Consider the following 19,711-nt stretch of genomic DNA (forward strand, 5'->3'; position numbering starts at 1 on the left):
GCACGTGGAACACCGACGCTCTCCGTTCCACGTGGAACCGGAGCGGTGCCCGGCCCGAGGTGGCGCAGCAGCGGCAGCAGTCGGGCCCGGCCGCGGGCGCAGCGGCTCTTCACGGTGCCGACCGGCACGCCCAGCACCTCGGCGGCCTCGGCCACCGGGTAGCCCTGCATGTCGACCAGCACCAGGGCGGCCCGCTGCTCGGCGGGCAGTTCGGCCAGCGCCTCGGCCACCTCGCGGCGGGTCTCGGCCCGTACCGCGTGGTGCTCGGCGTCCTCGGCCGGCCCGAGCGCGCGCTCGGCGGTGCCCTCCGGCCGCTGGTCGAGCGGCTCGGCCCGGCGGACCGCGCTGCGGCGGGCCCGGTCCAGGCAGGCGTTGACCACGATCCGGTGCAGCCAGGTGGTGACGGCCGAGCGGCCCTGGAACCCGGCGGCGGCCCGGAACGCGGAGACCAGGGCGTCCTGCAGGGCGTCGGCGGCCTCCTCGCGGTCGCCGAGGGTGCGCACCGCGACCGCCCACAGGCGGTCCCGGTGGCGGTGCACCAGGAGCCCGAAGGCGTCCGGGTCGCCCGCCGTGTGCCGGGCGAGCAGTTCGGCGTCGGTGGGCTCCGCGGTCATCCGCCCCTCCTTGCGGTTCGGCCGTCCGCTCCGGCGGCCCCGGGTCACATCGTTGGGGATGCGCCGGAACGGATCAAGGGGTGTTCGGGGTGAACCCGGGCCTATCCGTTGACCTGGACCTCGGCGACCTTGCCGCGGAAGCCGCCGCCGTCGTCGTTGGCGGGCACGTTGGTCAGCCAGAGCAGCAGGTACCGGGTGGTGACCGGGCCGTCGGGCTTCAGGGTGACCTTGCTGCCGGAACCGGACGCGATGGAGGCGCCGAAGCTGCGGAAGCCGGACTCGTCGGCGGACGGCGGGGTGGTGGCGCCGGTGGGGGCGGCCTTCAGTTCGGCCCTGGTGTCGCCGAGGAACTGGACGTCCACCGAGTCGACCCGGTGGGCCGCGCCGAGGTCGATCAGCAGGCCGGTGCCGGGCCGGTAGGCGCCGAACTGGTCGTTGTAGCGCTGGGTGGTCCAGGCGGTGGACGGGTTGCCGTCGGTGGCGTTCGCCAGCTCGCCGAAGTGCTCGCTCTTGTTGTCGCCGAACGCGTTGAACGGCGAGAGCGTGGTGATGGCGAGCTTCTCGCCGGTCGCGGCGGGCGCCGAGCCGCTCGGGGCGGGGGCGGGGCTGCTCTGGCTGCTGTCCGCCTTGTCCTGCTGGTCGTTGACGTACTGGGCCAGCTGCCAGGAGCCGATCGCCACGGTGGAGAGCGCGACCAGCGCGGCGGTCCACTTCAGCAGGCGGCGCAGTCCGCGGCGGCGGCGCGGCGCGGGGGCCGGGGCGGGCCCGGCGGGTGCGGCGGGCTCGGTGCGGGGGAGCGCCTGGGTCGGCGCGCCGGCGGCGTAGCGCGGCCGGGCGGCGGGCAGGGCGCGCAGCGCGGGCGGGGCGGGCTGCTCGGGCTGCCGGACCTTCGGCATCCGGTCGATCGCCGCGGCCAGTTCGGCGGGACTGGTGATCGGCTCCTTGTGGTGCGGGGGCTGCTCGCACAGGATCCGCGCGGCGAGCTCCGCCAGGCCCTTGTGGACGCCCGCCCGGACCTGGTCCGGCGGGACGCAGCCGAGGCCCTTGGGGAGGCCCTGGAGGTCGTAGCGGTCCTCGGGGTAGGGCCAGCGGTGGGTGAGCGCCGCGTACAGCAGCGCGCCGATCGCCCGGACGTCGGTCAGCTCGGCGTCCTCGGCGGGCAGGCCGCGCAGCGCCGCGTCCACCGCGATGCCGTTGATCCGGTACTGGCCGCCGTCGGTGCGCAGCACGCACTTGGGGGTGAGCCGCAGGTGCGCCTGGCCGCGCTCGTGGGCGGCGGCGATCGCGTCGGTGACCTGGCGGACCATCTGGTAGGCGTCGTACGGCTCCATCGGGCCGCCCGCCAGCAGCTCGCCGAGGTCGTGGGCGCCGGGCAGCCACTCGCGGATGACGTAGACCAGCTCGCCCTCCTGCACCGCGTCGAGCACCTGGACGAAGCGCGGGTCGCCGAGCAGGGCGGCGCTGCGGGCGGCGGTGAGCACCGACTTGGCGCGGCGGTGGCCGGCCGCGAGCAGGTGGACGCCGACGGCGCGGCGGAGCTTCTCGTCGACGGCGCGCCAGCTGCTGAAGGTCTCCGACTCGGAGATGCACTCCTCCAGCCGGTAGCGGGCGCCGATTTTGTCGCCGCTGTGCCGCTTCGGGGCGGGCAGCACGGTCGGCAGGGTGGCGGTGTCGGCGTCCAGGGTCTCGGTGCTGGTGGCCGGGGCGGGTTCGGAGGGCTCGACCGGCGGCAGCGGGCGGCGCACCCCGCGGCTGCGGGAGGGGCGGTCGGGGCGGGGGCCCTGGGCGGCGAGTTCGGCGTCGATCTCCTGGGCGGAGAGCGGGGCGGTGATCTCGGGGGGCGGAGCGGGCAGCCGGTCGGCGGAGTCGTCCGGGGCGGGGGCGTCCTCGGGGGCAGCGGGAGCGGCTGGTGCGGGCGCGGGCGCGGGCGCTGGTGCGGGCTTCGGGTGCGCCGGGCGCAGCGGGGTGGTCTGCGGGTCCGCCTTGGCGCTGCCCTTCCCGTTGCTCCGGCCGGCGTTCTTCGCCCCGGCCTTCGCCGCGCTCTTCGCCCCGGTCTTCGCTCCGGCCTTCGTGGAGCCGTTGGCGGCAGCGGTCTTCGCCGCCCCGGTCGCCGTGCCGTTCGCGGTGCCGTTCGCGGTGCCGGTCGGGGACCCCTTCGCCGGGCTCTTGGCGGCCCGGTCGCGCCCGGAGTCGCGGTCGGACCCGCGGTCGGACCCGTGGTCGGAGCCGGCCTCGCGCTCCGGGCCCGCCGCCGTCGGCGCGGCCTCGGTCGCCGCCCCGTCCGTCTCGGACGTGTCGACGATCGCCTTGGTGCCGTCAGCCACCGTGGTCCTGCCTCCCCTTGTGTCGCCCCGGTCCATCCCAGGACGGTCGACGTCCCCCTCGCCGGGGCGGTCGGCCGTGCAGGGTCAATTGTGCCCACTTCCGGACGCCAGGTACGACCTCTGGCGGTGGCGGGGGGTTGCCCGGTTGCCCACATCCGGTGGAACAGCAGACGAATGGGCCGGAACCGGGGGTGTTCCCCGACTCCGGCCCAGGAGCAGCGTACTGAGGATCCGACTGTTCGTCCTCGTCCGGGTTGACGGCCCGTCAATCCGGTGCAGACGGGAGTTTCAGCGGCCGAGCCTCCTGCGGACCATTCCGGTGAGTGCGCTCAGCTCCTCGATCCGCATCTTCCGCGCCAGCACCAGGAAGACCGCGAGCTGCGCGCCGGCCGCGACCAGCAGGGTCAGCACGCTGCCGATCCACCCGTCCAGGACCTGCAGGGCGATCAGCTCCAGCGCCAGGCCGACCAGCGCGGCGGGCAGTGAGGCGATCGCCAGCCGGACGTAGGTCTTGGTGATCCGGGCGGTGTCCAGGCCGCCGATCTTCGCCTTCAGCTTGGGCACCGCGACGAACACGCCGACCGCGTAGGACAGGCCGTAGCCCAGCGCCATGCCGGTGACCGCCCACTGCGCGGGCAGCACCAGCCAGCACAGCACCGCGGTGGCGGCCTGGGTGAGCGCCACCCAGACGGTGTTGGAGAACGGCGTGCGGGTGTCCTCGTAGGCGTAGAAACCGCGCAGCAGCACGTACTGCACCGAGTACGGGACCAGGCCCAGGGCGAAGGCGGAGAGCATGTAGCCGACCGCGGTGGTGCCGTGGGCGACCGCGCCGCCGTTGCCCAGGCCGTAGATCGAGGAGCCGATCACCGGGCCCAGCGACAGGAACAGGAACGCGGCCGGGACGATCGCCACCGCCGAGGTGCGCAGGCCGTACGAGAGGTCGTCGCGGACGGCGCCGGAGTCCTGGTCGGCGGCGGCCCGGGAGAGCCGGGGGAGCACCACGCTCATCACCGAGACGGTGATCACCGCCATCGGCAGCTGCCAGATCAGCAGCGCGTTGGAGTACGCGGCCAGGCCGACGCCGAGGTGGCCGTCCTGCTCGGCGGCCTTGCCGGAGGCGGTGGCCAGCTGGGTGACCACCAGGAAGCCGGCCTGGTTGGCCAGCACGAACAGGAAGGTCCACTTGGCGAGCCGGGCGGCCTTGCCCAGGCCGTGGCCGCGCCAGTCGAACCGGGGCCGGAACGAGAAGCCCGCCGCCCGCAGGTACGGGATCATCGACAGCGCCTGCACGGCCAGGCCCAGCATGGTGCCGATGCCGAGCAGCCGGACGCCCTCGGGGGAGATCGACTGCGGGGTAACCTCGGTGTGCTGGAAGGTGCCGTACACCGCGATGTACATCACGAAGGTGAAGATCACCACGACGTTGTTCAGGACCGGCGTCCACATCATCGCGCCGAACCGGCCGCGGGCGTTGAGGATCTGGCCCATCACCACGTGCACGCCCATGAAGAAGATGGTCGGCAGGCAGTAGCGGGCCAGCGCCACCGTGGTGTCGGCGCTCGCCGCGTCGCGCATCAGCGCGTGCGAGATCAGCTGCACCAGCACCGGCGCGGCCAGCACCGCCACGAACACCACGCCCGCCAGGCCGGTCACCACCAGGGTGAGCAGCCGGTTGGCGTACGCGGTGCCGCCGTCCTCGTCGTTCTTCATGCTGCGCACCAGCTGCGGCACGAACACCGCGTTCAGCGCGCCGCCGCCGATCAGGATGTACAGCAGGGTGGGCAGGGTGTTGGCGGCGTTGTACGAGTCGCCCATCGAGGCGACGCCGATCGCGGCGGCGATCACCATGGTGCGCAGGAAGCCGGTGCCGCGGGAGACCAGGGTGCCGGCCGCCATCACGGCGCTGGAGTTCAGCAGCCCGGCGACCTTGGCCGCACCGCCTCCGCCACCTCCGCCGCCATCGGTGGTTCCGCCGTCTTCGGTGGGGGCGTCGGTGCCGGCGGGCGCCGGGTCGGAGGCCAGGACGGGCACCGACGGGCCGCTGGTCACGGCGGCGGCGGCCGCGTTGGCCTCCAGCACGGCCTCGTCGGCCCGCATCACCGCCTCCTCCTCGGACAGCGGCGGGTCGAACTCGATCGGCGGCACGTAGGGGTGCGGGCCGGGCGCGGGCCGTCCCCCGTCGTCCGCGCCCGGCTCCCCGGCGGAGGCGGTGCCACCGGTGCCATCGGTGTCACCAGCGGCACCGGCGTCATCGGTGGAGCCGGTGGCGGTGGCCGACAGCAGGGCGTCCACCCCGACGTAGTCCTCGACGGGCTCGGGCTCGCTCGGCACCTGCCAGCGGGGCGGCCCGCCGGCCTTCCCCGACCCGGCCTTCTCCTTCCCGGGCGATTCCCCGGGCGCTTCCGCGGGTGCCTCCCCGGGTGCCTCCGCGGGCGCTTCCGCAGGGGCTTCCGCGGAGGCACCCGCCGCGACCTCGGCGGCGATCGAGGCCCAGCGCGGTGCCGGGGCGGTCAGCCGCAGGGTGGGATCGGCCGGACGGCCGGGCTGGCCCGGCACCGCGGCCGAGCCCTCCGGGGTGTCCGTCTCGTCGGGGCCGGCGCCCGGCAGGTCGATCGCGCCGTACGGGTCCGCGCTCCCGAACGCCTCGGCGGCGTACGGGTCGTTGGCGTAGGTGTCGGCGACGTACCAGTCGGCGGCCGGTTCCGCGGGGGCGGTGGACCGGGGGCCGCCCGCGCGCTCCTGGGGCCGGCCGCCGCCCTGGTCCTTGGTTGCTCGCTCGCTCCGCTCGTTCATGCCACCAATCCACGTCAGAGAGGGGGATGGGCGCCCGGGGGGTGGGGCGGCCTAGTGATCCACCTTCTCATCACCGGCGACCCGATCGGTGTCATCCGCCGTGGAGGAGGGGTCCGCGTCGGACGGCGGCTCGGCGCCCGTTCCGGGCCCGGCCGGGCCGTCGACCGGACGGTCCGGGTCCTCGTCGACCTCGCCGGCCGCCCGGCGCTTCTTGCGCTGCAGGTAGAACCGCACCCCGGCGAGCACCATCAGCACGGTGCCGCCGGCGATCACGTACGTCACGCCGCTGGCCACCGAGGTGACGTCGACGGTGAACTCCATCGCCTCGCCGTAGGGGCGGGCGTCCGGGCCGGTGGTCCACAGCTGCGCGGTCACCCGGACCGGGCCGTTGACCTGGGCCTCGACCGGGAAGCGGAGGGTCGAGTTGGTGGTGGCGTCCAGCACCACCGACTGGATCGGGTAGTTGATCCGCAGCCGGTTCGACTGGGCGGAGATGACGCGCAGCTCCAGGTTGCCGACCGACTGGGTCAGCCCGTTCTTCACGCTGACCAGCATCGTGGCGTTGTCGCCCGGCACGGTCACCACGCTCTTCGGGACCACCCGGACCGCGGACTTCAGGTTGTCCAGGTAGGTGCGCGCGCCGACCCGGTACTCGGTGCCGGCCTTCGGCTGGTCGCGCCACTCGGTGGACATCGAGCGCACCATCGTGGCGCTGAACGACTCGCGCACCCGCTCCGGCCGGGTGAGGATCATCATCAGCTGGTCCACGCCGTCCTGGAGCTGCATGGTGGCCGACAGCTCGGCGGTGGACAGCTCGCCCGCGGTCGCCTCGGCCGGGTACGCCTCCGGGACGGAGGTGTTCGCGGCCGGGTCCGTGGCCATGCCGGAGACCTTCTGCAGCGTCGCCGGGGCCAGCCAGCCGCCCTCCGCGGCCTTCTGCACCGAGTCGTGCAGCGCCTGCGCGGTGCCCGCGGTCATCGAGCGGGACGGCAGCACCAGCAGGCCGCGCGGGTGCTCCGGCTCCTGGTGGGCGATGGTCAGGGTCTCGGCGAGGAACTGCTGCTCGGCCAGGGTGCGCCGGCTCTCCGAGTCCAGGTCGGGCTGGAAGATCGGGGCGATCGTCGTGTCGGAGACCACCGCGATCTGCCCGCTGCCGAGCTGGCGGGCCGCGTTCGGGGTGTAGCTCAGCTTGTCGGACTCCGGCAGCGACCGGCCGTCGACCAGCAGCAGGTGCCCGCCCGCGGTCCCGGCCACCGCCGCGGTGCGCTGGTCCAGCACGCCCTGGTGGGGCCAGGCCACGTCCGACCTGGCGTCCACCGCGAGCCGCGCCTCGGTGGTGATCTGGCCGGCCGCCACCGCCTTGCGCAGCGCGGCCTCCATCCCGTTCAGCCCGGCGCCGTTGTGCGCGATCGAGGCCAGGTCGGGGTCGGCGTACGGCAGCGACACCACCTCGTTGCCGGGCCGGGTCAGCGCCTCGCGCAGCTTCGACAGCCAGGCCGTCGCCGCGTCCCGGCCGGTGCCGGGGACGGTGTTCTCCTCGCTCGCGGACTCGCCGGCGGTGCCCGGCTTCTGCACCCGGTACGACTTGGTCATCGCGAACACGGTGTCCAACAGGTTCGGGTCGATCGCCCAGGTCAGCCCCTGCATGGTCGAGCCGATCCGGACCAGCTGGTTCAGCCGCCCGTCGCCGGTCAGCTCGGCGGCCAGGTCGTCGTCCCGCAGCACCGGGGTCTGGTTGGAGTCCGCCATGGTCTGGGCGACCAGCACCGGCGCGTGGGTCAGCGGCCAGACCACCGCCAGCTGGGAGGGCTGGGCGGTCTTGTTGCCCTGGAACGGCAGGAAGGTCCGGGCGATGCCCAGCGGGTGGGCCTGCTCGTCGCCGGTGCTGCCCCAGAGGTCCACCGCCAGCTCGTAGGTGCCGGTCTCCCTGGCCTTCAGCGCGGAGACCGGCACGGCCAGCGAGAAGGGCTCGCTCTGCCCCGGCTCCAAGTCCTGGAGCTTCTGGGCCGGGCTGTCCAGCGAGATGCCGTCCAGGGTGCTGGGGGTGGTCCGGGACATCACCAGGGCCAGCTCGCTGGGGGCCGTCATCGGCCGGATCTGCGGCTGGCGGACCTTCATGCTCGGCGACTTGAGCTTCGACCCGCCGGAGTTGGTGACCGTGCCGGTGACGGTCACCGTGCTGTTCTCGGACACGACCTGCTGGGACAGCGTGTCGATCCGGACCACCGCCGGGTAGTCGGCCGTCGCGGCCGGCAGCAGCGCCGGGGCGGCCTCCGCCGCCGGAGCCGTGCACAGGACGCCGACCAGCCCGCTCGCGAGCAGCGCGGCGGACCCCCTGGCCAGCCGGCCCGTCCACCGTCCGCGGCGCGCCGCCGCTGCCGCGTTCCGCCCGGTCCGCTCGTCCACGCGCGTCCTCGCCGTTCCCGATCGTCTCGATCACTCCACGCACCGCCGCGGCCGGTCCGACCGCGCGGTCCCCGCCGTGGAGCGTCCACCCGGAATGGTAACGACGGCGCCCGGTCCGCAGTGCTGCGGCCCGGGAGCTGCCGGGCCGGTCCGGGCGGGGCGAAACGGGAGGGCGGGGGAGCGGGCCGGGCACGTACCCTTGTGAGCCGTGTCCACTGCCAATGCGTCCAGCGCCAATCATTCCAGCTCCGCCGACCGGGGCGCCCTGCCGGGGCTGACCGAGGCGCAGACCCTCGGCCTGCAGGAGCTGCTGCGGGTCTCCCCGGTCGCCGACGAGATCGCCCGCCGCTTCCAGGAGGCCGGCCACCGGCTGTCGCTGGTCGGCGGGTCGGTCCGGGACGCCCTGCTCGGCCGGCTCGGCAACGACCTCGACTTCACCACCGACGCCCGCCCGCAGCAGGTCCTCAAGCTGGTCAAGGGCTGGGCCGACGCGGTCTGGGACGTGGGCATCGCGTTCGGCACCGTCGGCGCCCGCAAGGACACTTCCGAGGGCTCGTTCCTGATCGAGATCACCACCTACCGCAGCGAGGCGTACGACCGCACCTCGCGCAAGCCCGAGGTCAGCTACGGCGACTCGATCGAGCAGGACCTGGTGCGCCGCGACTTCACCGTCAACGCGATGGCCGTCGACCTGCCCTGCCGCGGCTTCGTCGACCCGCACCGCGGCCTGGAGGACCTGGAGGCCCGGGTGCTGCGCACCCCCGCCACCCCCGAGGAGTCCTTCTCGGACGACCCGCTGCGGATGATGCGGGCCGCCCGGTTCGCCGCCCAGCTGGACTTCGACCCGGCGCCCGAGGTGGTCGCCGCGATGACCGCGATGGCCGAGCGGATCACCATCGTCTCCGCCGAGCGCGTCCAGGCCGAGCTGAACAAGCTGCTGCTCGCCGCGCACCCGGTCAAGGGCCTGCGGCTGCTGGTCGACACCGGCCTGGCCGACCACGTGCTGCCCGAACTGCCCGCGCTGCGCCTGGAGAGCGACGAGCACCACCGGCACAAGGACGTCTACGAGCACTCGCTGACCGTGCTGGAGCAGGCGATCGCGCTGGAGACCGAGGGCCCCGACCTGGTGCTGCGGCTGGCCGCGCTGCTGCACGACATCGGCAAGCCGCGCACCCGCCGCTTCGAGTCCGACGGCCGGGTCTCCTTCCACCACCACGAGGTGGTCGGCGCCAAGATGACCCGCAAGCGGATGCGCGACCTCAAGTACTCCAACGAGCTGGTGGGCGAGGTGTCCCGGCTGGTCGAGCTGCACCTGCGCTTCCACGGCTACGGCGGCGGCGAGTGGACCGACTCCGCGGTGCGCCGCTACGTCACCGACGCCGGGCCGCTGCTGAGCCGGCTGCACAAGCTGACCCGCTCCGACTGCACCACCCGCAACAAGCGCAAGGCCGCCGCGCTGGCCCGCACCTACGACTCGCTGGAGGAGCGGATCACCACCCTCCAGGCGCAGGAGGAGCTGGACGCGATCCGCCCCGCGCTGGACGGCAACGAGATCATGGAGCTGCTCGGCCTGCGCCCCGGCCCCGCGGTCGGCCGGGCCTACAAGCACCTGCTCGAACTGCGCCTGGAGAACGGCCCGATGGAGCACGAGGAGGCGGTGGCCGCGCTGCGCGCCTGGTGGGCGGAGCAGCCGCAGGACTGACGCCCGGTCAGTGCTTGCCGGTGGTGGACGCGCCGTTCACCGGGCGCAGGCACAGCCGGTACCGGGTGGTGTGCTTGCGCGAGCCGTAGTGGCCGTCGTAGGGCGTCGTCCCCGGGCGCGTGCTGGAGCAGCTGAGCAGGCCGATGGTGCCGTCCTTGCGGTACTCCACCTTCCACCTGGCGCCCGAGGCGGAGCAGGAGACGTCGTGGTGCTGGCTGTCCAGGCAGTCGCCGACGGCCGGTCCCGGGGGCGGCGCGATGAAGATCCACACCAGGCCGGCGAGCAGGCCGAGCAGCACCACGACGAGCGCCGCCAGCCGGAGCTTCTTGCGGGGGCCGCCCGGCCCGGCCGGCTTGGTCGGCTCCCGCGGCGGCTCCTGCCCCCAGGCGGGCAACTGCCCCTCCCCGCCGGGCGGTTGGCCGTACGCGGGCTGCTGCCCGTAGCCCGGTTCCGACCCGTAGGCCGGCTGCTGCCCGTACGCCGGTGCGGGTGCCGGTGCCGGGGGCTGCTGCCCGTAGGCCGGCGGCTGGCCGTACGCGGGCGGTTGGCCGTACGCCGGTGCCGGAGGCTGCTGGCCGTAGGCCGGCTGCTGCCCGTACGCGGGTGGCTGGGCGTAGCCGGACGGTCCGCCGTACGGCGGCTGCGGCGGCTGCTGGCCGGGTCGGCCGTACGGGTCGGCGGGTTGGCCGTAGGGCCCTGGCGGCGGCGGTGTGCTCATCTGATCTGATCCCCCCTGGCGGCGTCTTCGTTGCCGTGCGGAGACGTACCATAGCGGCCGATCCCCCGTCAGGGACGGCGGGAGGCCCGGAAGTACAGCACCGCCCCGGCCGCGTACAGCACCGCCAGGCCCAGCATCACCGGCACGGAGCGGCCGTCCAGCGGCAGGACCAGCGCGGTCGCGGCGGCCGCGGCGACGAACGCCACGTTCACCAGGACGTCGTAGATCGCGAACACCCGGCCGCGGTACTCGTCCTCCACCGACTCCTGCACCAGCGTGTCGGCGCAGATCTTGGTGCTCTGGGTGGTCAGGCCGAGCAGCAGCGCCGCGGTCATCGCCGGCACCTCCCGGAAGGCCAGGCCGAGCGCCGGGACGAGCACCGCGGAGCAGGCCAGGCAGGTCGTCACCCAGCCGTTCAGGCCGAGCCGGCGGGTGCACCACGGGCTGATCAGCGCGGCCAGGAACATGCCCGCCGCCGACATCGCGACCGCCCAGCCCAGGCTGGCCAGGCCGCCGGTCTCGTCCGAGGCGCTGTTGAAGGTGTACCGGGACAGCATCAGCACGACCACGGTCAGCACGCCGAAGCAGAACTTGGTCAGCGTCGCCGCGGCCAGCGCGCGCACCGCCGGACGGCAGTCCCGCACCAGGTGCCGCAGGCCCGCCAGCAGGTCGTGCCAGGTGGCGGTCAGCGCCTCGCGCAGCGGGGGCAGCCCGTCCAGCTGGTCGGGGCCCAGCCGGTCGGCCGGGATCCGCTGCGCCGCCAGCGCGGCGGCCAGGTACAGCAGCGCGGAGACCGTCACCGTCAGGGCGTCCGCGCGCGGGCCCACCGGCAGCACCAGGTGCACCAGGAAGCCGACCCCGGCGCCGGCCGCCGCGGCGACCGCGCCCAGGGTCGGCGACACCGCGTTGGCGGTGACCAGGTCGGCGGGCTCCACCACCCGGGGCAGCGACGCCGACAGGCCCGCCAGGATGAAGCGGTTGATCGCCGTCACGACCAGCGCCGCCGCGATGAACACCCAGTTGGGCGCCCGCCCCAGCAGCAGCGCGGCCGTCACCAGGCCGAGGCACGCGCGGATCAGATTGCCCGTCAGCAGCACCTGCCGGCGCCGCCAGCGGTCCAGCAGCACCCCGGCGAACGGGCCGATCACCGAGAACGGGAGCAGCGTCGCGGCCGCGATCCCGGCGATGTCGACGGGCGAGGACTGCTTCTCAGGGGAGAAGACCACCGAGGCGGCCAGCGAAGCCTGGAACGCCCCGTCCGACAGCTGGGAGAGCAGTCGGACGGTCAGCAGCCGCCGAAAACCTGTGCCGCGCAGCAATCCGCGCAGGGGGGCCTCCCGCGGGGGCCGTTCGGTGATCATCCGCCAAGGGTGCCACGAGGCCGATCCCGTTTCACGTGAAACATTCACCGATTTCGGCCGAGCGGACGCCCCCCGCGCGCTCCCGCACCACCGATGTCCTCGCCGTTACCGGATCGTTGACCCTCCAGGGCGGGAACAACCAGTTCGGACAACGGGAGGTTCCCATGCGGAACGAGTTCACCGCGCTGCTGCTCGGCCAGGTCGGACAGCACGAAGGCCGCGACCCCGACGGCACCTGGAACAACCACCAGCGCTACAGCACCGAGACGCCCGGCCTCGAATGGTCCGACGGCCAGCCCTGGTGCGCCACCTTCGAAGCCTGGGCCGCCCACCGGGCCGGCATGGACGGGCTCTGGCCGATGACGGCCTCCTGCCTCACCGCAGTCGCCTGGTGGCGCGACCACGACCGCTGGACCGACTACCCCGTCCTCGGCGGCCCCTTCTACCTCGGCCCCGACGGCGGAAGCCACACCGGCGTCGTCGTCGCCTACGACGCCGACACCATCCGGACGGTGGAGGCGAACACCAACGACGGCGGGTCCACCGAGGGCGACGGCGTCTACCTCAAGTCCCGCCCGCGGCGCGGGCCCGGCTCGCCGTACGGGTACGGGGTGCCGGCCTTCCCGGAGGGGACGGTCTCGGCCGACCCGGCGCTCGGGGGCGTGCCGGCCGCCCGGACGCCGGGGCAGGCGACCGCGCCGGCGTCCGGGCCGCCGCGCTGGCCCGGCCGGTACCTGCGGGTGCAGACGCCGATGCTGCACGGGGACGACGTGCTGATGTGGCAGCGGCGGCTGGCCGCCCGCGGCTGGTCGATCGGCACGGACGGCTGGTACGGGCCCGACTCCGCCCGGGTCTGCCGGGCCTTCCAGCAGCGGCACGGGCTCACGGCGGACGGCGTGGTCGGCCCGGCCACCTGGAACGCCGCCTGGTCCTGAACGCGCCGGAGGGCCGCCCCGCACGAAGCGGAACGGCCCTCCGGAAGGTCCGACCGGCAGCCAGCAGCCGACCGGCGCTCAGAGCTCAGAGCTCAGAGCTCTGCGCTCAGCTATGACAGCGAGCAGGCTTCGCTGCGCTCAGCGCTCAGCCACGACAGCGAGCAGGCTTCGCTGCGCTCAGCGCTCGACCTCGCCGCGGATGAACTTCTCGACGTTCTCCTTGGCCTCGTCGTCGAAGTACTGCACCGGCGGGGACTTCATGAAGTACGAGGACGCGGAGAGGATCGGGCCGCCGATGCCGCGGTCCTTGGCGATCTTCGCGGCGCGCACGGCGTCGATGATGACACCGGCCGAGTTCGGGGAGTCCCAGACCTCGAGCTTGTACTCGAGGTTCAGCGGGACGTCGCCGAACGCGCGGCCCTCGAGGCGGACGTACGCCCACTTGCGGTCGTCGAGCCACGCGACGTAGTCGGACGGGCCGATGTGGACGTTCTTGGCGCCCAGCTCGCGGTCGCGGATCTGGGAGGTGACGGCCTGGGTCTTGGAGATCTTCTTGGACTCCAGGCGCTCGCGCTCGAGCATGTTCTTGAAGTCCATGTTGCCGCCGACGTTCAGCTGCATGGTGCGCTCGAGGATGACACCGCGGTCCTCGAAGAGCTTCGCCATCACGCGGTGCGTGATGGTGGCGCCGACCTGCGACTTGATGTCGTCGCCGACGATCGGGACACCGGCCTCGGTGAACTTGTCGGCCCACTCCTTGGTGCCGGCGATGAACACCGGGAGGGCGTTCACGAAGGCGACCTTGGCGTCGATGGCGCACTGGGCGTAGAACTTGGCGGCGTCCTCGGAGCCGACCGGCAGGTAGCAGACGAGGACGTCGACCTGGCGGTCCTTGAGGATCTGCACGACGTCGACCGGAGCCTCGTCGGACTCCTCGATGGTCTCGCGGTAGTACTTGCCGAGGCCGTCGAGGGTGTGGCCGCGCTGCACGGTGACGCCGGTCGGCGGCACGTCGCAGATCTTGATGGTGTTGTTCTCGCTGTTGCCGATGGCGTCGGCCAGGTCGAAGCCGACCTTCTTGGCGTCCACGTCGAACGCGGCGACGAAGTCGACGTCCTTGACGTGGTACTCGCCGAACTGGACGTGCATCAGGCCGGGGACCTTACCGGCCGGGTCGGCGTCCTTGTAGTACTCGACACCCTGCACCAGCGAGGCGGCGCAGTTGCCCACGCCGACGATGGCTACGCGAACCGAACCCATTCCGGTTGCTCCCTGAATCTCATGAGGTCCGCCGTGCTGTGGCGGCAACCTCGTTCCACATCTGTTCTGACTGTCTGATCGGGCGCGCGGGGCGCCCACGCCTCGCCGCGGGCGGCGGGGCCGGCGCGGTGGTGCAGCGCTCCGCTAGGAGCGCCCCGGGCGGTCGTACGGTGGTCCGGGCGGGTCGGAGGACCCGGCGGCCGGACCACGGCCGTCCGAAGTGCTGGGGGACGCGGTGCCGCCGCGTCCGGTGCGGGTGGCCCGTTCGGTCTCGATCAGCTCGTTGAGCCAGCGGACCTCGCGTTCCACGGACTCCAGGCCGTGGCGCTGGAGTTCGAGGGTGTAGTCGTCGAAGCGCTCGCGGGTGCGGGCGATGGAGCTGCGCATCCGCTCCAGCCGCTCCTCCAGCCGGCTGCGGCGGCCTTCCAGCACGCGCATCCGGACCGCCCGGTCGGTCTGGCCGAAGAAGGCGAAGCGGACGCCGAAGTGCTCGTCCTCCCACGCCTCCGGGCCGGATTCGGCGAGCAGCTCCTCGAAGCGCTGCTTGCCCTCCGGGGAGAGCCGGTAGACGATCTTCGACCGCTTGCCGTTCAGGGCGGTGGCCGGGACGTACTCGACGTCCGGGTTGTCCTCCACCAGGAAGCCCTGGGCGACCAGGCTCTTCAGGCAGGGGTAGAGCGTTCCGTACGAGAAGGCCCGGAACGAGCCCAGCAGGACGTTGAGCCGCTTGCGCAGCTCGTAGCCGTGCATGGGCGCGTCGTGGAGCAGGCCGAGGACGGCGAATTCGAGGACGCCGGAGCGTCGGCTCATACCGCCTTCCTCCTTCCGTGAGGGTTCCTGCTCGTCGGGTACGGGCCCCGGTCCGGCAGTGTATGCCGAACCGATGTGTCGCGCCGATGTATCGGCTCGATATATCGGCAACAGTAACCCTGGGTCACGGAAGGAGCAAGAGGGGCACGCGTAACCACGATCACAAGGCCCCACGGCAACGGGCGTGTAATGAATCCCGGTCAGTTCGTCCCGGTTGGATTCCAATGCCCGATTAGGTGGCTTTTCGAGAGCCGTACTCTTTCGCCTGTGCACCCTGACCGAGGAGCTGCGGAGAGATGAGCGAACACCGGCGCAGGTCGGCCGGCCCCGGGGGCGAGCAGCAGCCCCAGCGGCGGCCCGACTCCGGACGACCGTATGCGTACGGCAGCCCGGTCGAGGGCGCACCCGAGTACGGGCGCGGCCGGCCTCCGGGCCCGGGCGGGCCTTCCGACCGCCCCGGCTACGACCGGGCCGGCCGCCAGGGCCAGGGCCCCGGGCCGGTCCCCGGCCAGGGCGGCCGACGGGCCGCGCGGGAGACCGCCGAGCAGCCCCGGCTGACCCGGGCGGAGATGCGCAAGCAGTCCCGCAAGGGCGGTGGCGGCGGCAACGCCGGCGGGCCGCCGAACGGCCGTGCCGCCGGGCGCGGCGGCAGGCCGGGCAAGAAGCGGCTGATCGACTACCCGCGGTTCGGCAAGTCGGGCTTCCGGCGCTGGATGCCGTCCTGGAAGCAGGTGCTGAGCCTGTTCCTGGTCTTCTTCGGTGGCGGCGTGGCGGCGTTCGGCTTCGCCTACGCGACGGTCCAGGTGCCGGACGAGCGGAAGCCGCTGGAGATCCAGAACAACGTCTACTACTGGGCCGACGGCACCGAGATGGCCCGCACCGGCACCGAGAACCAGCAGCTGGTGGAGCTCTCGCAGATCAGCCGCCCGGTGCAGGACGCGGTCATCGCGGCGGAGAACGCCACCTTCCGCACCGACTCCGGCATCGACCCCAAGGGCATCGCCCGCGCCGTCTACAAGATGGCCACCGGCGGCGAGACCCAGGGCGGTTCGACCATCACCCAGCAGTACGTGAAGAACGTCTACCTGTCGCAGGACCAGACGCTCTCCCGCAAGGTGAACGAGTTCTTCATCACCCTGAAGGTCAACCGGGTCAAGACCAAGGACCAGATCCTCCAGGGCTACCTGAACACCAGCTGGTTCGGCCGCGGCGCGACCGGCATCCAGGCGGCCGCGCAGGCGTACTACGGCATCGACGCCAGCAAGGTCGACGTCTGCCAGGGCGCGATGCTGGCCGGCCTGCTCAAGGGCGCGGGCCTGTACGACCCGACCCTGAACAAGGCCAACCACGAGCGGATGGTGACCCGCTGGAACTGGATCCTGGACCGGATGGTCACCACCAAGGTGCTGTCCGCCGAGGACCGGGCCAAGTGCAAGGACTTCCCCGAGCCGATCGAGCTGAGGACCGCCAGCAAGCTCACCGGTGAGACCACGTACCTCGTCCAGATGGCCAACCAGTACGTGACCAACAAGGACCCGAACATCACCACCGCGGCGCTGGACCGCGGCGGCTACGAGATCCACACCACCTTCCAGAAGGACAAGGTCGACGCCCTGAAGAAGGCCGTGGACGACTTCTCGGCGGCCACCCTGAAGCCGGAGAGCCGGGAGAAGGACAAGTTCGTCCAGGTCGGCGCCGCCTCGGTGCTGCCCAACGACGGGGCGATCGTCGCCATCTACGGCGGCCCCGGCAGCGACAAGGGCCACTTCACCAACAACGCGGACGGCTCGGTGCTGGTCGGTTCGACCTTCAAGCCCTTCGTGCTGGCGGCCGCGATGGAGGACGGCGTCCTCACCAAGAACGGCCCGGACGGCCAGCCGGCCAAGATAAACCCGGACTCCCGCTACCTGGCCGACGACAAGGCGCAGATCTACAAGGCCGACGGCAGCAAGGCGATCGGCGACGACGGCCAGCCCTACCACCAGAAGAACAGCGACCCGGGCAACAAGGGGTACGTCACGCTGAGGACGGCCATGCAGTGGTCGTACAACGTGCCGTTCGTGCAGCTCGGCCAGGACGTCGGCGGCGACAAGGTGGTCGCCATGGCGCAGCGGCTCGGCGTGCTCAAGCAGACCCTGGCGGGGGCCGACACGCTGACCCTCCCGCTGGGCACCTCGACGCCCAGCGCGGTCCGGATGGCCTCGGCGTACTCGGTGTTCGCGGCGCACGGCCAGCAGACCGACCCGTACTCGGTGAGCATGGTGAAGTTCCACGGCAAGGAGATGCCGGAGTTCACCAGGCCGACGCCGAAGACCGCGCTGGACCCGGTGGTCGCCGACACCATCACCGACGTGCTGCAGAACGCGGCGAAGAACGGCACCGGCAGCAAGACCAACGAGCTGGGCTTCCCGGTGGCCGGCAAGACCGGCACCACCGACGACAGCGTCTCCGCCTGGTTCGTCGGCTACACGCCGAGCCTGTCCACCGCGGTCGGCATGTGGCGCGAGGACGTCACCCCCAAGTCGGACGAGGACAAGCAGTCGGACGGGACCGCCAAGCCCAAGTCGGACGAGCGGCTCGACCTGCGCGGCGTGGGCGGCAAGGCGGAGGTCCACGGTGGTGACTACCCGGCGGATATCTTCACCCGCTACATGAAGACCGTCGGTCCGGGCAACCCGCGGAACTTCACGCCCCCGTCGGGCACCTGGGGCGAGGAGGTCGACTCCTCGGGCGCCCCGGTCTCGGCCTCGCCCTCGGCCTCGGCCTCCGACTCCGCGTCGGCCACCCCGAGCGAGCAGGTGCCGACCGAGCCGGCCGGCCCGTCGCCGAGCGAGGACAGCCAGCCGACCGGGAAGCCGAGCAAGCGGCCGTCCGGCTCGCCCAGCCCCACCGAGAGCTGCCTGCTCGACCTCTGCACCAACGGCGGGACGACCAACGGCGGGACCAACGGCGGCACCAACGGCGGGACGAGCCCCTCGCCCAGCGCCAGCGGTGGCGGCGGCAGGAACGGCGGGGCGACCAACGGCGGTACCAACAACAACACGGGTACCACCGGGTAGCCGCCGGGCAGCCGCCGCCGGTTGCCGGCGCAAACACCGCAGAGGGGCACGGATCGCCTGGGCGATCCCGTGCCCCTCTTCGATTGCGCACAGCGGTGCGGCAGTATGTGCGCCATGACCTCCAGCCTTCGTGACGAGACCTCGCCGCCCGGCCCCGTACAGGCCGACGGTCCGCTGCCCAACACCGTGGTGGTGCCCGCGGACGAGGATCCGGTCTCGGAGGCCGGCAGCGAGCTGTTCGGCGGCCCGCCCGGCCGCCGGGCGCTGCTGGGGGTCTCCTGGTGGACGCCGGCCAAGTTCCTCGCGCTGGCGGTGATCGCGGTCTACGTGCTGGGCCTGTTCCAGAAGGCCCCGTGCTACACCGACGGCTGGTTCCACGGCGCCACCACCCAGTACACGAAGGCGTGCTACAGCGACATCCCGCACCTGTTCTCCGGCCGCGGCTTCGCCGACGGGCTGACGCCCTACCTGGACCGGATCCCGCAGGGCTCGCCGGACATGCAGTACCTGGAGTACCCGGTGCTGACCGGCCTGTTCATGCAGGTCGCGGCCTGGCTGACCACCCACAGCGGCGACCTGATGAGCCGTGAGCAGTGGTTCTGGATGGTCAACGCCGGAATGCTGATGATCTGCGCCGTGGTCGCGGTGGTCGCCACCTCCCGCGCCCAGCGCCGCCGCCCGTGGGACGCGCTGCTGTTCGCCCTGGCCCCGGCCCTGGCCCTGAACTCCACCATCAACTGGGACCTGCTGGCGGTGGCCCTGGCCGCCGTGGCGATGGCCTACTGGTCGGGCTCCCGGCCGGTCTGGGCGGGCGTGTTCATCGGTCTGGCCACCGCGGCCAAGCTCTACCCGGTGCTGCTGCTCGGCCCGCTGCTGGTGCTCTGCCTGCGGGCGGGCAAGTGGAAGGAGCTCGCCCAGGCGTTCGGCGGCGCGGCCGGTGCCTGGCTGGTGGTCAACCTGCCGATCATGATGGCCAACTGGAAGGGCTGGCTGACCTTCTACAGCTTCAGCCAGACCCGCCGGGAGGACTACGGCTCGTTCTGGCTGATCCTGATGCAGGGCATCCGCAAGGGCAAGAACCTGGAGACCCTGAACACCTGGATCGCCGTCCTGCTGGTGCTCAGCTGCCTGGCGGTCGGCTGGCTGGCGGTCAGCGCCCCGCGCCGCCCGCGCTTCGCCCAACTGGCCTTCCTGGTGGTGGCCGCGTTCATCCTGACCAACAAGGTCTACTCGCCGCAGTACGTGCTCTGGCTGATCCCGCTGGCCGCGCTGGCCCGGCCGCGCTGGCGCGACTTCCTGGTCTGGCAGGCGTGCGAGGTGCTGTACTTCTTCGGCGTCTGGTCGTACCTGGCCTACAACGGCGACGGCAAGCACCACGGCATCGACCAGGAGTGGTACCACTTCGCGATCGCCCTGCACCTGGTCGGCACCCTGTACCTCTGCTACATGGTGGTCCGCGACATCCTCCACCCGGACCGGGACCCGGTCCGCTGGGACGGCAGCGACGACCCCTCCGGCGGCGTGCTGGACGGCGCCCCGGACAAGTTCGTGCTCGGCTCCGCCCGGGCCCTGCGCGAGCAGGAGACCTACGCGGAGTACGCCCCGCGGGAGGACTGGCTGAGCAAGGAGCCGGACGCCGGACCCGGGACCGAGGCCGAGCCGGAGCCCGCCAAGTAGTCGCGCGCCCCGCACACGGCGGAGGGGGACCGTCCACCGGACGGTCCCCCTC

12 protein-coding genes are annotated in these 19,711 nt (G+C 72.8%); 4 read left to right on the forward strand and 8 right to left on the reverse strand.

Annotated features, from left to right (window positions below):
• The 4 genes from sigM to ACFUEL_RS15100 form a co-directional block, all read right to left on the reverse strand.
• Positions 1–614: RNA polymerase sigma factor SigM (gene sigM / locus ACFUEL_RS15085; protein WP_380236660.1), on the reverse strand; the 614-nt coding region annotated here is incomplete at its 3' end.
• 101 nt (positions 615–715) lie between these two features.
• Positions 716–2,938 carry a protein kinase family protein gene (locus ACFUEL_RS15090; protein ID WP_380236661.1) on the reverse strand — a complete coding sequence of 741 codons (2,223 nt, stop codon included), beginning with the start codon at positions 2,936–2,938 and terminating at the stop codon, positions 716–718.
• A 288-nt stretch (positions 2,939–3,226) separates the two neighbouring features.
• Positions 3,227–5,731: a murein biosynthesis integral membrane protein MurJ gene (murJ, locus tag ACFUEL_RS15095; RefSeq protein WP_380236662.1), complete on the reverse strand. Its 2,505-nt coding sequence runs from the start codon at positions 5,729–5,731 to the stop codon at positions 3,227–3,229.
• 51 nt (positions 5,732–5,782) lie between these two features.
• A complete protein-coding gene (locus ACFUEL_RS15100) occupies positions 5,783–8,137 on the reverse strand; it encodes a DUF6049 family protein (protein ID WP_380236663.1) in 2,355 nt (784 codons plus the stop codon).
• A 265-nt stretch (positions 8,138–8,402) separates the two neighbouring features.
• On the opposite strand from ACFUEL_RS15100, the gene ACFUEL_RS15105 reads away from it, so the two are divergent.
• On the forward strand, positions 8,403–9,839 hold the full coding sequence (locus ACFUEL_RS15105; protein WP_380236673.1) for a CCA tRNA nucleotidyltransferase: 1,437 nt from the start codon (positions 8,403–8,405) through the stop codon (positions 9,837–9,839).
• A gap of 7 nt (positions 9,840–9,846) precedes the next feature.
• On the opposite strand, the gene ACFUEL_RS15110 is transcribed toward ACFUEL_RS15105, so the two are convergent.
• Both ACFUEL_RS15110 and ACFUEL_RS15115 read right to left on the reverse strand, forming a co-directional pair.
• Positions 9,847–10,557, reverse strand: a complete 711-nt coding sequence (locus tag ACFUEL_RS15110; protein ID WP_380236665.1) for a hypothetical protein — start codon at positions 10,555–10,557, stop codon at positions 9,847–9,849.
• Between the two features lie 68 nt (positions 10,558–10,625).
• Positions 10,626–11,918 carry an MFS transporter gene (locus tag ACFUEL_RS15115; RefSeq protein ID WP_380236667.1) on the reverse strand — a complete coding sequence of 431 codons (1,293 nt, stop codon included), beginning with the start codon at positions 11,916–11,918 and terminating at the stop codon, positions 10,626–10,628.
• 164 nt (positions 11,919–12,082) lie between these two features.
• Between ACFUEL_RS15115 and ACFUEL_RS15120 the strand changes: the two genes are divergently transcribed.
• Entirely contained in the window at positions 12,083–12,853 is a 771-nt protein-coding gene (locus ACFUEL_RS15120; RefSeq protein WP_380236668.1) for a peptidoglycan-binding protein, read from the forward strand.
• Positions 12,854–13,030: 177 nt separating this feature from the next.
• Here ACFUEL_RS15120 and ACFUEL_RS15125 read toward each other — a convergent pair whose 3' ends face one another.
• Together ACFUEL_RS15125 and ACFUEL_RS15130 are read right to left on the reverse strand one after the other, a co-directional pair.
• The gene (locus ACFUEL_RS15125) at positions 13,031–14,113 is read right to left on the reverse strand and encodes an inositol-3-phosphate synthase (protein WP_380236669.1); all 1,083 of its coding nucleotides are present in this window, start codon (positions 14,111–14,113) and stop codon (positions 13,031–13,033) included.
• 144 nt (positions 14,114–14,257) lie between these two features.
• The gene (locus ACFUEL_RS15130) at positions 14,258–14,923 is read right to left on the reverse strand and encodes a helix-turn-helix transcriptional regulator (protein WP_380236670.1); all 666 of its coding nucleotides are present in this window, start codon (positions 14,921–14,923) and stop codon (positions 14,258–14,260) included.
• Between the two features lie 296 nt (positions 14,924–15,219).
• Here ACFUEL_RS15130 and ACFUEL_RS15135 point away from each other — a divergent pair, with 296 nt between their 5' ends.
• Both ACFUEL_RS15135 and ACFUEL_RS15140 read left to right on the forward strand, forming a co-directional pair.
• Positions 15,220–17,982 carry a transglycosylase domain-containing protein gene (locus tag ACFUEL_RS15135; RefSeq protein WP_380236671.1) on the forward strand — a complete coding sequence of 921 codons (2,763 nt, stop codon included), beginning with the start codon at positions 15,220–15,222 and terminating at the stop codon, positions 17,980–17,982.
• A gap of 105 nt (positions 17,983–18,087) precedes the next feature.
• The gene (locus tag ACFUEL_RS15140; protein WP_380236672.1) at positions 18,088–19,659 is read left to right on the forward strand and encodes a glycosyltransferase family 87 protein; all 1,572 of its coding nucleotides are present in this window, start codon (positions 18,088–18,090) and stop codon (positions 19,657–19,659) included.
• Positions 19,660–19,711: the final 52 nt, after the last annotated feature.

This window comes from Kitasatospora sp. NPDC057198 (assembly GCF_042670125.1).
GTDB lineage: Bacteria > Actinomycetota > Actinomycetes > Streptomycetales > Streptomycetaceae > Kitasatospora.